The organism is Nocardia pseudobrasiliensis NBRC 108224 (assembly GCF_001613105.1).
In the GTDB taxonomy this organism is placed as follows: Bacteria; Actinomycetota; Actinomycetes; order Mycobacteriales; family Mycobacteriaceae; genus Nocardia; species Nocardia pseudobrasiliensis.
In genome coordinates, this window is sequence record NZ_BDBS01000044.1 from 79,143 (window position 1) to 93,487 (window position 14,345).

Sequence of the window (14,345 nt, forward strand, 5' to 3'; positions counted from 1 at the left end):
TTCGGCAGCCTCACCATGACGTGCAAGACCACCGGAGGTGGCACCACCCGAGCACGCGGCTGCAACACTCGCCCCTGGCAATTCTGCGTCGGCGCGAAACTCTCCGCATCCCCCCAACCGGGTAGTTTCGAATAGCAGTGGATTGCACGACCATTGCACGGGTCGCGCGGTCGGTGCTAGATTCGGTCCGCGCCGATCGGGGAGGGTTGCGGTTCGGACTTCGAAGGGCGATACGGGTGGATACGAATGAGGTGACGGCGAATCTCACGGATGGATCGGCCCTCGAGAATTGGGTCGTCGAAAAGGTCGGTGAGATAGCCGGAATAGATCCGCATGCGGTCGATCGGACGATGACTTTCGCGGCCTACGGACTCACCTCCGCCGATGCCGTGGGACTTTCGGGTGAGCTGGAGGAATTGCTGTCGCGCAAACTTCCCGAAACCCTGCTCTACGAGCATCCGACGGTGCGCCAACTGGTCGCCGCGCTCGTCGAGGGCCCGGCGGTCGCGGCGGCGGTCGACGACGATGCGCCGATACCCGCGCACAGCGCGCGCGCCGAATTGGGCATCACCGGTATGGCCTGTCGTTTCCCAGGAGGGGCGAATACGCCGGATCTGTTCTGGCGCAACCTGTTGGCGGGCGTCGACGCATCCTGCGAGGTTCCCGCAGACCGCTGGGACGCGCACCGCTACTTCGACCCCGATCCGTACCGGCCGGGTACGGCCTACACCACGCGCGGCGGATTCATCGATGACATAGCGGGTTTCGACGCCGCCTTCTTCGGCATCTCCCCGCGCGAGGCCCTGCGCATGGATCCACAGCAGCGGCTGTTGCTCGAAATCACTTGGGCGGCACTGGAGGACGCGGGCCTGGCCGCCGACGGGCTCGGCGAGAGCCGCACGGGCGTCTTCGTCGGCATGATGGCCGGTAATCAATACGCCAGCGTGCTGACCGACCGCGCGGGCGACGGCGAACTCGACGATCCCTACCTCGGATTGGGCACCGCGCCGAGCGTGATGGCCGGACGCATCTCCTATCTGCTCGATCTGCGCGGACCGAGTCTGGTGGTGGACACCGCCTGCTCGTCCTCCCTGGTCGCCCTGCACCTGGCCGTCAACAGCATTCGCGAGGGCGAATGCGATCGGGCCGTGGTCGCCGGTGTCGGCGCGACCCTGCATCCCGATACCGTCCGGCAGGCATGCAAGATGCGCATGCTCGCCGCCGACGGCCGATGCAAGACCTTCGACGCCGAGGCCGACGGCTTCCTGCTCGGCGAGGGCTGCGGCGCGGTTGTGATCGAACGAGTCGCCGACGCGCGCGCCCGTCGGCATCGGCCACTGGCGATCCTGCGCGGTTCGGCCGTCAATCAGGACGGCACGAGCAACGGCCTGACCGCGCCGAATCGCGCCGCGCAGGTCGCGGTGATCCGCGAGGCGCACCGGCGGGCGGGGGTCGCGGCCACCGAGGTCGGCTACGTGGAGGCGCACGGCTCCGGCACCCAGCTCGGCGACGCGATCGAAATCGGTGCGCTCACCGAGATCTTCGGCGATCCGCAGCGCCTGCTCGAACCCATGCCGGTCGGCGCGGTCAAGACGAATATCGGTCATCTCACCGGCGCGGCGGGGATGGCGGGTCTGATCAAAACCGTCCTGGCGCTGCGGCACGGCGTGATTCCTCGGAATCTGCATCTGCGGCAACCGAATCCGGCGATCGACTGGGCCGCCGGGGTCATTCGGCTGCCCAATCACACGGTGCCCTGGCCGCGCCGCGACGCCGCCACCCGCACGGCCGGGGTCAGCTCCTTCGGCTGGTCGGGGACCAACGCGCATGTGGTGCTGTCGGCCGCGGAACCCGAACCCGCCGCGTCACAGGACGATACGCCCGACCATCGGCATGTGCTCCCGCTGTCCGCGCGCACACCCGACGCCCTGGCCGCCTACGCGCGGACCATGTCGGCGTATCTGCGCGAACACGACGAGCTCGAACCCGTGGCGGTGGCCACCACCCTGCAATCGGGCCGCAATGCCATGGAATATCGCGCCTGCGTGCCGTTCCGGACCGTCGCCGAGGCCGCGGCGGCGCTCGACGGGGTCGGCGAACCCACCCCGATCACCTACTCCCCGCGCGGACATGTCGCCCGGGTGCATTTCGCACTGCCGGGCACCGGCGACCAGTTCCCCGGAATGGGCCGTGGGCTCTACGAATCCGAACCCGGCTTCCGCGAGGCGCTCGATCGGTGCGCGGAATTGGCGCGACCGCTGCTCGGCATGGATCTGCGCACGGCGCTGTTCGCCGACGCCGCCCCGGCGACTCCCGATCCGTTCGCGGCCCTGCGCGGCGAATCATCCTCGGAACCCACGGAACTCACCACACGCACCGATCTGGCCCACGCGTCGGTGTTCGCCCTCAACTACGCCGCGGCCCAGCTGTGGCTGGACTACGGAATCGAGCCGGACGCGCTGCTGGGCTACAGCCTCGGCGAGTACTCCGCGGCCTGTCTGGCGGGCGTACTCGAGCTGGAGGCGGCCGTGCCGCTGGTGGTGCGGCGCGCGCGGCTCATCGCCGACGCCGAGCCCAGCGGCATGCTCACCGTCGCCACCTCGGCGCAGCGGGTCGGCGAGTATCTCGGCCCCGAACTGTCGCTGGCCATCGTGAACAGCGACACCACCGTGGTGGTCGCTGGTCCCGACGCGCCGCTGCGGGAACTCGAACGGCGACTGGGCGACGACGGCATCGTGTCCCGGCGGGTCGCTACGGCCCGGGCCGTCCACGCCGAATCGCTGCGACCGCTGCGCGAACGGCTGATCGCGCTGTTCGACGACGTCGAGCTGCGCGCTCCGCGGCTGCGGTTCCTGTCCAACGTCACCGGCACCTGGATCACCGCCGAACAGGCCACCGACCCGAGCTACTGGGCCGAACATCTTTGTTCCACGGTGCTTTTCGCCGACAATGCCCGCACCCTCGCCGAGGCCGATCGATGCGTCCTGCTGGATCTGGGCGCGGGACAGCTCGCCAGCCTGGCGCTGCAGGCCGTGTCGCGGCCCGATCGGATCACTGCCCTGCCGACCTTGGGCGGCGGCGTGTCCCGCGATCCGGACGATCTGGTCGTCGCGCGCACCATCGGCAGGCTGTGGAGCGCGGGCGGCGCGGTGGACTGGACCCGCGCCGGCGCGGGCGGGGATTCGCTGTCGCTGCCGACCTATCCGTTCGAGCATCGCCGATTCTGGCCCGACGAGACCCCGCATCGACCCGTGCGCACGGGTCCGCAGGTGCTCGAACCGCATTGGGCTCTGGAGCCCGCCTCGGATATCGAGGCGGGGCGGGGTCCGTATCTGCTGATCGCCGATCCGGCCACACCCGGTGGCGCGCTGGCGACCCGGCTCGCGGGGACCCTCGACGACGCGGAAGTCGTCATCGTCTCCCCCGGAACGGAATTCGCGACCGCGGACCATGGCGGCTACCGCCTGCGCACGGACTCCGCCGACGACTACACCCGACTGTTCGCCGCACTGGCGAAGCGGGATCTCCTGCCGCACACCGTGGTTCATCTGCTGTCGGTGACCGGCCAGCAGTCCGAGGGCGCGGACACCGTGCACGCGCACGTGCGGCGCGGCTTCGACAGCCTGGTCGCCCTGGCCCGCCCGCTCGCACAGCAGCGCGCCGAGGGCTGCCGCATTCTGGTGGTCACCGATCACGCACAGCTGGTCGACGCCGACGACATCCTGCATCCGGGCAAGGCGACGCTGACCGGTCCGGCCCTGACCATCGGGCAGGAGTATCCGGGGCTGGCCGTACGCACCGTGGACCTCGGCGCGCTCGACCCCGCCGCGGTTCGCGCCGAACTCGGCTGGCCCGCAAACTCTTCCACCATCGCCCACCGCGGGCGGCGCAGATCGGTGCAGCGCCTGCGGCCGCTGGCTCCCGAGGATTCGGGCACACCGTATGTGCGCGACGACGGCGTCTACCTCATCACCGGCGGCACCGGCAGGATCGGCCTGCGAATCGCGGCACATCTCGCGGCGGCCGCCTCGGGCGTACGGCTGGTTCTGCTGGCCCGCTCCCCGATCTCGGTGGTCGGCGACGATCCGCGCATCGCCGCCATCCGCGCGATGGAGGCCGACGGCGCGCATGTGACGGTAACGCGTTGCGATATCGGCGATTACGCGGCGACCGCCCGTACCATCGCCGAGATCCGCACCCGCTTCGGTCGTATCGACGGCGTCGTGCACGCGGCCGGGGTGCTGTCCCCGGACGCGTTCGCCACCCTCGAAGCCCTGTCGGCCGACACGGTTACCGGGCATTTCCGCGCCAAGGTGGACGGCACGCTGGCCCTGGCCGCGGCCCTGCGCGGCGACGAACCGGATTTCGTGGTCCTGCTCTCCTCGATGTCGGCGGTACTGGGCGGTATCGGATTCACCGCCTACGCGGCCGCCAACGCCTTCCAGGACCGGTTCGTCCAGACGCGCTGTCTGCCCGGCGGTTCCGCGTGGCGCACGGCGTGTTGGGACACCTGGCGCGAATCGGCGGCGGCCGGCGGCGGCAGTCTCGACAAATATTCCTTCGCCGTTCCCGACGCGCTGACGGTCTTCGACCGGCTCGTCCGCGGCGGACCGCGCCGGGCGGTGGTGTCCGCGGGCGATCTCGACCAGCGCATGGCGGCGTGGGTGCCCGGCGGCGATCCGCTGCGTCACACGCATTCGCCAGCGCCACAGTCGAGTTCGGATCCCACCGTGGACGACTATCGGCGGCGGCTGACCAAACTGTGGCGCGAGGCGCTGGGCACCGAACATCTCGGGCCACACGACGACTTCTTCGAACGCGGCGGCAATTCGCTGGCCGGACTGCAACTGGTCAATGCCATTCAGGACGAGTTCCGCACGGTCGTCCCGATGATCGCGCTGCTGGAGGCGCCGACCGTCGCCGGGATGGCCGATCGGCTGCTCGCGACCGAAAGGACCTCGGACAGATGAAACAGATAGGAGTGGTCGGCGCCGGTGTCATGGGCACCGGGCTGGCGCAGGATCTCGCGGCCCACGGCTACACCGTCGTGCTGGTGGACCGGTCCCGCGAGCAGCTCGAGCGCGCCGAACACGAGGTCGTCCGCTACTACCGCACCGGGCGGCTGTTCGGCCACGACACCGACAAATACGGCGATCTGACCCAGCGCGTCACCTACACCACCGAACCCGCCGACCTCGGCTCGGTGGAATTCCTCATCGAGAACATCACCGAGAACTGGCCGTTGAAGGCCGAGCTGTATCCGGTGCTGGATCGGATCTGCCCGCCCGAGACCGTCTTCGCGGCCAATACCTCCTGCATCCCGATCACCAAGATCGCCTCGGTCACCGGTCGCCCGGCGGCGGTGCTTGGCATGCATTTCATGAACCCGGTACCGATGAAATCGACCGTCGAGGTCATTCGCGGCTGGCATACCAGCACCGAAACCCTCGACACCGCACAGCAATTGCTCGCGGGCCTGGACAAGCGCGGCATCGTGGTCAACGATATGCCGGGCTTCGTCTCCAATCGGGTGCTCATGCTGACCGTCAACGAGGCCATCGCCCTGGTACAGGACGGCGTCGCCGAACCCGCCGAGATCGACGACATCTTCCGGTCCTGTTTCGGGCACGCCTCCGGTCCGCTCGAGACCGCCGACCTCATCGGCCTGGACACCATCCTCTACAGCATCGAAGGACTCTACGAGTTCTACGCGGATCCCAAGTACCGGCCCAGTCCGCTGCTGAAGAAGATGGTCGACGCCGGGCTGCACGGCCGTAAATCCGGCCGCGGATTCTTCACCTATTCCTGAACGGACGCCGAATCATGTTCTCCGACGCTCGCACCGAACTACACGACTTCACCGCCACCCGCTTCCCCGGCGGGCAGTTGCGCGACGATCAGGACATCTTCAACAGCGGGTACGTGAACTCGCTGTTCGCCATGGAACTGGTCATGTTCATCGAACAGCGCCTCGACAGCCGTATACCCAACGACGAACTGCGGCTGGACAACTTCCGCACCGTCGAGGCCATGCTCGCCCTCGTCGACCGGCTCACCGCGCGCACCGAGGTGGCCTAGTGCCCCCGCGCGCCGATATCCGAGAATTCGTCGAGAAATTCGTGACCCCGCGGGCGGGCGAATTCGACCGCGAGGCGCGCATCGATCCCGAGGTGCTCGCCGAATGCGCGGCGCGCGGATATTGGGGCGCGGTGCTGTCGACGGTCCGGGGCGGCACCGGCGAGGGGATGACCGCGCTCGCGGAACTGCACGAGGAGATCGGGCGCGGCTGTTCGTCGCTGCGCAGCCTGCTGACCGTGCACTCCATGGCGCTGTACGCCCTCGACCGCTGGGGCGATCCGGCGACCCGCGACCGCTGGCACGACGATCTGGTGCACGGGCGCGCCCTGGGCGCGTTCTGTCTCACCGAACCCGAAGCGGGCAGCGACTTCTCGGCCCTGCGCGCCACGGCGCGCCGCGACGGCGACGGCTGGGTTCTCGACGGCCACAAGCTCTGGATCACCGGCGGGCAGCTGGCGGATGTGCTGCTGGTCTTCGCGCGGACCGAGGCGGGGCCGACGGCATTCCTGGTCGACGCGAAACAGCCCGGTGTGCAACGCATTCCGATCACCTCGGTCACCGGGACCCGCGGCAGTCAGCTCGCCGAGATCCGTTTCGACGGCTGCCGCGCCGGGGCCGACGCCGTCGTCGGCCCCGAGGGTATGGGCCTGGCCATCGCGACCGGGGTCTTGGACATCGGACGGTTCTCGGTGGCCGCGGGCTGCGTCGGACTGCTACAGGCGTGTCTGGAAGCCGCCGTGTCCCATGCCAATTCCCGCGCGCAGGGCGGTTCGCTGCTGCGCGACCATCAGCTGATCCAGCAGATGATCTCCACCATGGCCACCAATGTCCGCGCCGCGCGGCTGCTGGTCTGGCAGGCCGCGCGGCTCAAGGACACCGGTAGTCCCGACACCCTCATGGCCACCTGCGTCGCCAAGCAGTTCGCCGCCACCGCCGCGGTCGCCGCCGCCAACGACGCGGTGCAACTGCACGGGGCGCGCGGCTGCACCGGCGACCATCCGGTCGAACGCTATCTGCGCGACGCCAAGGTGATGGAGATCATCGAGGGCAGTACGCAATTGCAGCATCAGCTGATCGCCGACGACGCCTGCCGCAATCAGGCGCGCATCACCACGATCGAGTGAGGACCTTCGCGATGAGCCAGGACGATCGGCAGCGCCCGCGCCGGATCAAATGCGTGGTCTGGGATCTCGACCACACGCTGTGGGACGGCGTGCTGCTGGAGAATGCCGCAATCGACGATCTCAAACCGGGTGTCCGCGACACCATCGTCGCCCTCGACGAGCGCGGCATCCTGCACTCCGTCGCCAGCCGCAACGATCCCGACACCGCCCTGGCAAAACTCGCCGAACTGGGTATCGCCGACTACTTCCTGCATCCGCAGATCGGCTGGGACAACAAGTCCACCGCGGTCGCGGCCGTGGCGAAGGCGCTCGACATCGGCATCGACACACTGGCTTTCGTCGACGATCAACCACTCGAGCGCGACGAGGTGAGCTTCGTACACCCCCAGGTGCTGTGCCTGGACGCCGAACTGGCCGCCACACTGCCGCAGCGGCCGGAGTTCCAGCCGAAATTCGTCACGCGCGATTCGCGGCTGCGCCGCCAGATGTATCTGTCGAGTATCGAGCGCACCCGGGCGCAGGAGCGGTTCTCCGGGACCAATGAGGAATTCCTGGCCACCCTCGATATGCGCTTCACCATCGGCCCGGCCACCCGCGCGGATATCGGCCGCGCCGAGGAGCTCGTGGTGCGGACCAATCAGCTGAATTCGACGGGCATCATGTACTCGGCCGAGGAGTTGGCCGCGCTCACCGTATCCGATGAGCATCTGCTGCTCATGGCCGAGCTCGAGGACAACTACGGCGCCTACGGACAGATCGGGCTCGCGCTGGTGCACACCACGCCGCGGGAGTGGACCCTCGAGCTGCTGCTCATGTCCTGCCGGGTGATCTCGCGCGGGGTCGGCACCGTACTGCTCAATCACATCATGCGCCTGGCCCAGGACGCCGGAGTGCGGCTGATCGCGAAATACGTACCCTCCGAACGTAATCGGATCATGTACATCACCTACCGCTTCGCCGACTTCGAGGAGTCGGGCGAACGCGACGGTGTCACACTGCTGACCGCGTCCGCGAAACCCGCTCCCCCGCCACCGCCCTACCTCACACTCGTCACCGCATGACCGCCGCGACCGCCGACTCGGACAGGTGGATGCCGTATCCGCCGACCGGCGGTGCGCCCATCACCCTGTACTGCCTGCCGCACGCGGGTTCCGGCGCGTCGGCCTATCTGCCCTGGCGCGCGGCGCTGCATCCCGAGATCGAGGTCGTCCCGCTCCAGCCGCCGGGCCGGGAGATGCGGATGCGCGAAACACCGCACACCACACTGGAATCACTGCTGACGGAGTTGCTCACCGCCATGCAGGGCCGGTGGCGGACGCCCTTCGCGCTGTTCGGCCACAGCGTGGGCGCGCTGATCGCCTTCGAGCTCGCGCGCCGCCTCAGCGCGCCGCCGCCGCGGCGACTGATCGTATCCGGGCGACGCGCGCCACAGTCGATCTCCCCGAATCCTTTGGCGCACACCGTCTCCGATGACGCCCTCGTGGAGCTGATCGCCACATTCGGCGGCGCGGTCGAGCCATTGCGCGCCGACAGCGCGCTGCGCCCTGTGCTGCTGGGGCTGATGCGCGCGGATCTGGCCGTCGACGAGACCTATCACCACCGGCCGGAGCCACCGCTGGACATTCCGATCACGGTGCTCGGCGGCAGTGACGACACGCGCGCGCCCACAGGGGAACTCGACGGCTGGCGCGACTGCGGCACGGCCGGGGTCGAGGTCCGGATCGTGCCGGGTGATCACTTCTTCGTCGTCTCCCGCCGCGAGGCCGTGGTCGCGCGCATCCGGCGCTGTCTCACGGGGTCGCCATGACGACACGCGGCGATATCGAGGTGTGGGTCCTGCCGCTCACCGGTGAGACGACTCCCGAGGAACGCGGACTGCTCTCCGCGGCCGAACTGGATCGCGTGCGGCGATTCGACGCCGTCGACGCGGCCTGCGATTATGTCCGCATCCGCGCGACGCTGCGCCGCCTGCTGTCGGAGCGCACCGGATGCCCACCGCGGGAACTGGTCTTCGTCACCGGACCGCACGGCAAGCCCGAATTACGCGGCGCCCCGGTGCCTTTCAATATCACCCACACCCGCGGCCTGGCGCTGCTGGCGCTCGCGAAATACGGTTCGATCGGTGTCGACGCCGAGGCCGTCGACACCGATGCCCGCGATGTGACCGGCCTGATATCGCGCGTGCTCACCCCGCGCGAGGCCGCGGCCGTCGGTGGCGATCGACGCCTGTTTCTCGAGCACTGGGTCGCCAAGGAGAGCTATCTGAAGTGGCTGGGACACGGGTTGACCGTCTCCCCCGACGAACTCGAACTCGACACCGATTCCGCCGGGCGTCCGGTGATCACCTCGCCCGGCCGCCCCACCCATCCCGTCCATCGCCTCGACCTGGGCCACGACCATATCGGCGCCGTCGTCTGTGACGGGCATTCGCCCCGAATTCAGCTGCGGCAGATCGGAGGACCACCATGACCACCGCCCCGGAGTCCACGACCCTGGTCGAATTGCTGGCCGCCCGCGCGGCCACCACCCCGGACCAGGCCCGCTTCCAATTCCTCGGCGACGGCGAACAGCTCACGGCCACACTCACTTTCGCGCAGGTCGACCGGGCCGCCCGCGCGCTGGCCGCCCGGCTCGCCGAAATCGCCGCACCGGGCGATCGCGCGCTGCTGCTCTATGCCCCCGGCCTGGATTTCGTGACCGCCTTCTACGGCTGCCTCTACGCCGGGGTGATCGCGATCCCTGTCGCCCCGCCGCAGCCGAGTAAACTACAGGCCGGACTCGAGCGGCTGGCCGCCATCACCGGCAATTCCGGTGCGCGACTGCTACTCACGACCGCCGACCTGGAACCCCTGCTCGCTCCGGCGCTGCAGCTCGACGGATTGTCGGCACTGCGCACCTTCGCCACCGACACCGTCGATCCCGCCGAGGCCGAGAGCTATCGCGCCCCGGAGATCCGCGGCGACTCCGTCGCATATCTGCAGTACTCCTCCGGTTCCACCGGCGAGCCGAAAGGCGTTGTGCTGACCCATCGCAACGTTCTGGCCAATCTGCGGCTGATCACCCAGCACGCGACCGCCGACGAGCACAGCGTGGGCGTGAGCTGGCTGCCCACCTATCACGATATGGGCCTGCTGATCGCGGTGACCCAGCCGGTGTACAGCAACAGTCTGGTCGTCGGCATGTCCCCGCTGGCGTTCGTGCAGCAGCCGGTGCGCTGGATCGCGGCCCTGTCGCGCTTCGGCGCGACCCATACCGTCGCACCGAATTTCGCTTTCTCCCTGGCGGTTCGGCGGGTGTCGGCCGAGCGCGTCGCCGAATTCGATCTGTCGCGGCTGCGGGTGGCGCTGTGCGGCGCCGAACCGATTCGCGCGGAGACGCTGACCGCCTTCACCGACCACTTCCGGCCCGCCGGTCTCGACCCCGCGGCCCTGTTCCCCTGCTACGGCCTGGCCGAGGCGACGCTGTTCGTGAGCGGCGGTCCGGTCGGCAACGGGCTCACCACCCTCGAGGTGGATTCCGCCGCGCTGCTGCGGGATCGAGTCGAACCGACCTCCGACGGTCGGGCACTGGTGGCCAGCGGCGCGCTCAACGACGGTTTCGAACTCGTCCTCGTCGATCCCGATACCCTCACCCCGGTACCCGCGGGCCGGGTCGGTGAGATCTTCCTGCGCGGTGACAGCATCGGCCTGGGCTACTGGGCCGCCCCGGAAACCTCCGCGGCCACCTTCGCCGCCGAAATCCCCGGGCGCACCGGCCATTTCCTGCGCACGGGCGATTTGGGCTTCGTACACGACAACCGGCTCTACATCACCGGCCGCCGCAAGGACCTCATCATCGTCGACGGCTACAACCACTATCCGACCGACCTCGAGGCCACCGCGGTTCGCAGCCACCGGGCCATTCGGCCGGACCGCTGCGCCGCCTTCCAACTCGACGGCGAGGATCGCCCCCGGCTGGCCCTGGTCGCCGAACTCGACCGCGAGTGGACGCCCACGGCCGGGCTCGACGAGGTCGCCACCACGGTCCGCCGGGCCGTCGGCGAACAGCACGGTCTGCGCCTGGACGATGTCGTCCTGGTCGCCGCCGGTTCGGTTCCGCTGACCTCGAGCGGAAAGGTGCGCCGCTTCGCGGTCCGCGATCAGTACCGGGACGGTGCGCTCACCGCGCTGCGCTGAATTTCACACGGCGCGAACGGGATTCGGCGGCGGAGTCGGATCCGGCGGGAACAGGCCCAGGCGGCGGCTCAGCTGCGCGGCCCGGCGCAGCACCTGGCTCGCCTCGTGGGTGCGCCCGCTCGCGAGCAGGGCGCGACCGTAGACGTGCAGTGCGCGCAGGCCGCGCACCGGCGCGGCGACCTCGGTCAGGGCTTGCACGGCCTCCTCGGCGATCGGCACCGCGGCCTCGGCGTCACCGCTGTAGAGGATGACCTCGGCGAAGCGGGTCAGGGCCCAGCCCTCCTGATGTCGGCGGCCGCCGCGGCGGGCGACGACGAGCGCTTCCAGGCACAGTCGCCGGGCGGCCTCGGCGTCGCCGCATCGCAGGGTCGCGAAACCCAACTCGTGCAGGGCCATCGACTCGAGTCGCAGGCTGCCGACCGACCGCGCGATATGCAGCGCCCGCTCGGCCGCGCCGACGGCCTCCTGCCAGCGTCCCGCGTCACAGTAGGCGCGCGCGATCGCCGCCCAGCCCATGCCCTCGGCCCATCGGTTGTTGTCGCCGTGGCCCACGAGATCGATCGCCCGGCGGAAATGTTCCACGGCCGCTTCGGCATTGCCGAGATGGGAGGCGGTCGTACCGAGCATCTGCTCGGCCATGACCGCGGCGGGCCGGTCGCCCAATTCGCGCAGCACCGCGGCGGCACGCCGCAGATCCGGCGTCACGCCCAGATCGCCGAGCCCGACAAGCCGGGCGGTGGCCGCCGCCAACCGGGCTCGGGCCATCGCGCGGCGATCGCCGTCGAGTTCGGCGGCCCGGCTCAGCACCTCGAGCGCCTGCGCCACCTGGGCCAGATGTTCGCCCGCATCGCCCGCCACCGCCGACAGCAGTGCGAGATCGACCGCGAGCGTGCGGGTTCGGGCATCCGGGCAGTCGGCCACCTGCCGGTAGAGGGCGACCAGGCCGAATCGCTCGGTCACCGCCCAGGCGTTGCACTCTCGTTCGTCGGTGAACTCCAGTCCGGCCGTCTCGGTGGCGGCGTAGTAGTGCGTGCCCGCGCCGGTATCGCGCAGCCGGGCGATGTTCTTCGCGGTGGCGAGATGGAAATCGGCGAGCCGGCGCAGGGCGTGCGGCCACTCCTGCCGCAGCTGTTCATCGGCCACGCCGCGCGCGAACAGCCGCAGCAGGTCGTGGTACCGGTAGCGTCCGACCTCCGGGCTCTGCAACATGCTCAGATCCACGAGCGCCTCGCAGATCCGCACGGTCTCGGCTCGGTCGCGGTCCAGTAGCGCGGCGATGGCGGCGACGGGCAGATCGGGTGCGTCCGAATGCGCGACCAGGGCGAAGGCGCGGGCCAATTCCGGGTCGAGTTGCCGATAGCCGTCGCGGAACACCGATTCCACGGTGGTGTTGCCGACCACGAGTTCGGCCAGTCGGCAGCGTTCGTCGGCCAGCCGCTCGGCGACCGCGGCCAGCCGCCAGCCCGGCCGGGTCGCCAGGCGCGCGCCGACGATCCGCAGCGATACCGGCAGCCGGCCGCAGGCGTGCAGGATCTCCGCGGCCGCCGCGGGCTCCGCGGCCACCCGACGCTCGGAGACCATGCGCTCCAGCATCATTCGGGCCTCGCCGGGGGTCAGCACATTCAGCGGCACCAGTCGCGCGCCGAACAGCTCCGCCAGGCTGGAACGACTGGTGATCAACGCCGCGGCCGCGCCCTTGACCGGCAGCAGCGCGGCCACCTGGTCGACATCGCGGGCATTGTCGAGCAGCAGCAGGAGACTCTTCGTCTCGAGCACACTGCGCCACAACGCCTGTCGCTCCGCGAGTTCCGGCGGTATATCGGCCCGGTCCACGCCCAGTGAGCGCAATGCGATGCTCAGCAGCACATCGACCGACCGCGGCCGCTCGTCCATGCCGCCGAGTTCGAGATACAGCAGGCCGTCGGCGAAGCGGTCCTGGATCCGATGCGCGAGATGCACTGCGAGCGTGGTCTTCCCGATTCCGCCCATGCCGGTGATCGCGACCACCGTGCGGCCGGAGTCGGCTCTCAGCAGCTCGGTCAACTCCCCGACGAGCTCGTCGCGACCGACGAAATCGGCGATATCGGGCGGAAGTTGCCAGGGTACGTAGGTCGGAAGTTGTTCGGACTGCGGCGTTTCGGCGTCGGCGGCGCCGCTCGCGGGCTGCGCGGAGAGAATGCGGTGCTGTAATCGCACCAGCCGGGGGCCCGGTTCCAGGCCGAGTTCGTCGGCGAGTATGCGCTGGGCGTTGCGATAGACCTCGAGGGCTTCCACCCGGCGGCCGCTGCGATACAGCGCGTCCATCAGCATCTCGTGCCAACGCTCGCAATGGGGTTCGGCCGCGACGAGCGCGTCGAGTTCGCGGACCGCGGCCGCGTGATGACCGAGATCCAGCGCGACCGCCATCATGGATTCCCGCAGTGCCGACCGCAGCCGCCGCAGCCGCGAGCGCTCCTGTTCGGCCCACGGCCCCGGCAGGCCGACCAGCGGATCACCGCGCCACAGCGCCAGCGCCGCGGTCAGTTCGGCATCGGCCACATCGAGTGCGCCTGTGCGCCGGGCGGATTCGGCCGCGGCGATCAGCCCCTCGGCTCGAACGACATCGGTGTCCACCGCGACGGCGAGCCGATATCCGCCCCGGGTCGAACACAGCCAGTCGTTTCCCGCGCCCGCGCCGCCCTGGGCGTCGAATTTCCGACGCAGGGCCAGAACATGATTGCGCAGCACCCCGATCGCCGAGGCGGGTTGGCGATCGTCCCACAGCGCGGCGGTCAACTGCGCGGTCGACAGGGTCCGATCGGGTTCGGCCGCGAGGATGGCCAGTACCGTTCGCTGTTGCGGGGAGGCGATGTCGAGTCGGGTATCACCGAGCCACACCTCGACGGTTCCGAGCAGACGCAGCCGGAGCGTCCGCGGCCCCGTCGCGTCGTTCGGGTCCTGCTCCGTTGCCACACTGATCCCTCACATC

9 protein-coding genes are annotated in these 14,345 nt (G+C 69.6%); 8 read left to right on the plus strand and 1 reads right to left on the minus strand.

The window, feature by feature from the left end:
* Positions 1 to 236 precede the first annotated feature (236 nt).
* Genes NP4_RS30755 through NP4_RS30790 form a run of 8 tightly spaced genes read left to right on the plus strand, consistent with a single transcriptional unit; the run spans position 237 to position 11,377 of the window.
* Complete coding sequence (locus NP4_RS30755; protein WP_068005448.1) at positions 237 to 4,970, plus strand: type I polyketide synthase; 4,734 nt, start codon at positions 237 to 239, stop codon at positions 4,968 to 4,970.
* Complete coding sequence (locus NP4_RS30760) at positions 4,967 to 5,809, plus strand: 3-hydroxyacyl-CoA dehydrogenase family protein (RefSeq protein WP_068005449.1); 843 nt, start codon at positions 4,967 to 4,969, stop codon at positions 5,807 to 5,809. The genes NP4_RS30755 and NP4_RS30760 overlap by 4 nt, the downstream gene beginning before the upstream one ends.
* A gap of 14 nt (positions 5,810 to 5,823) precedes the next feature.
* The gene (locus tag NP4_RS30765) at positions 5,824 to 6,078 is read left to right on the plus strand and encodes an acyl carrier protein (protein ID WP_062509753.1); all 255 of its coding nucleotides are present in this window, start codon (positions 5,824 to 5,826) and stop codon (positions 6,076 to 6,078) included.
* A complete protein-coding gene (locus NP4_RS30770) occupies positions 6,078 to 7,202 on the plus strand; it encodes an acyl-CoA dehydrogenase family protein (protein WP_068005452.1) in 1,125 nt (374 codons plus the stop codon). Before NP4_RS30765 ends, NP4_RS30770 begins: the two co-directional genes overlap by 1 nt.
* A gap of 11 nt (positions 7,203 to 7,213) precedes the next feature.
* A complete protein-coding gene (locus NP4_RS30775) occupies positions 7,214 to 8,263 on the plus strand; it encodes an HAD-IIIC family phosphatase (protein ID WP_068005454.1) in 1,050 nt (349 codons plus the stop codon).
* Entirely contained in the window at positions 8,260 to 9,009 is a 750-nt protein-coding gene (locus NP4_RS30780) for a thioesterase II family protein (RefSeq protein WP_068005456.1), read from the plus strand. The genes NP4_RS30775 and NP4_RS30780 overlap by 4 nt, the downstream gene beginning before the upstream one ends.
* Positions 9,006 to 9,671 carry a 4'-phosphopantetheinyl transferase family protein gene (locus NP4_RS30785; RefSeq protein WP_068005457.1) on the plus strand — a complete coding sequence of 222 codons (666 nt, stop codon included), beginning with the start codon at positions 9,006 to 9,008 and terminating at the stop codon, positions 9,669 to 9,671. The genes NP4_RS30780 and NP4_RS30785 overlap by 4 nt, the downstream gene beginning before the upstream one ends.
* On the plus strand, positions 9,668 to 11,377 hold the full coding sequence (locus tag NP4_RS30790) for a fatty acyl-AMP ligase (protein WP_068005458.1): 1,710 nt from the start codon (positions 9,668 to 9,670) through the stop codon (positions 11,375 to 11,377). The genes NP4_RS30785 and NP4_RS30790 overlap by 4 nt, the downstream gene beginning before the upstream one ends.
* Before the next feature lie 3 nt (positions 11,378 to 11,380).
* Here NP4_RS30790 and NP4_RS30795 read toward each other — a convergent pair whose 3' ends face one another.
* On the minus strand, positions 11,381 to 14,329 hold the full coding sequence (locus NP4_RS30795; protein ID WP_068005459.1) for an AfsR/SARP family transcriptional regulator: 2,949 nt from the start codon (positions 14,327 to 14,329) through the stop codon (positions 11,381 to 11,383).
* Between the last annotated feature and the right edge of the window lie 16 nt (positions 14,330 to 14,345).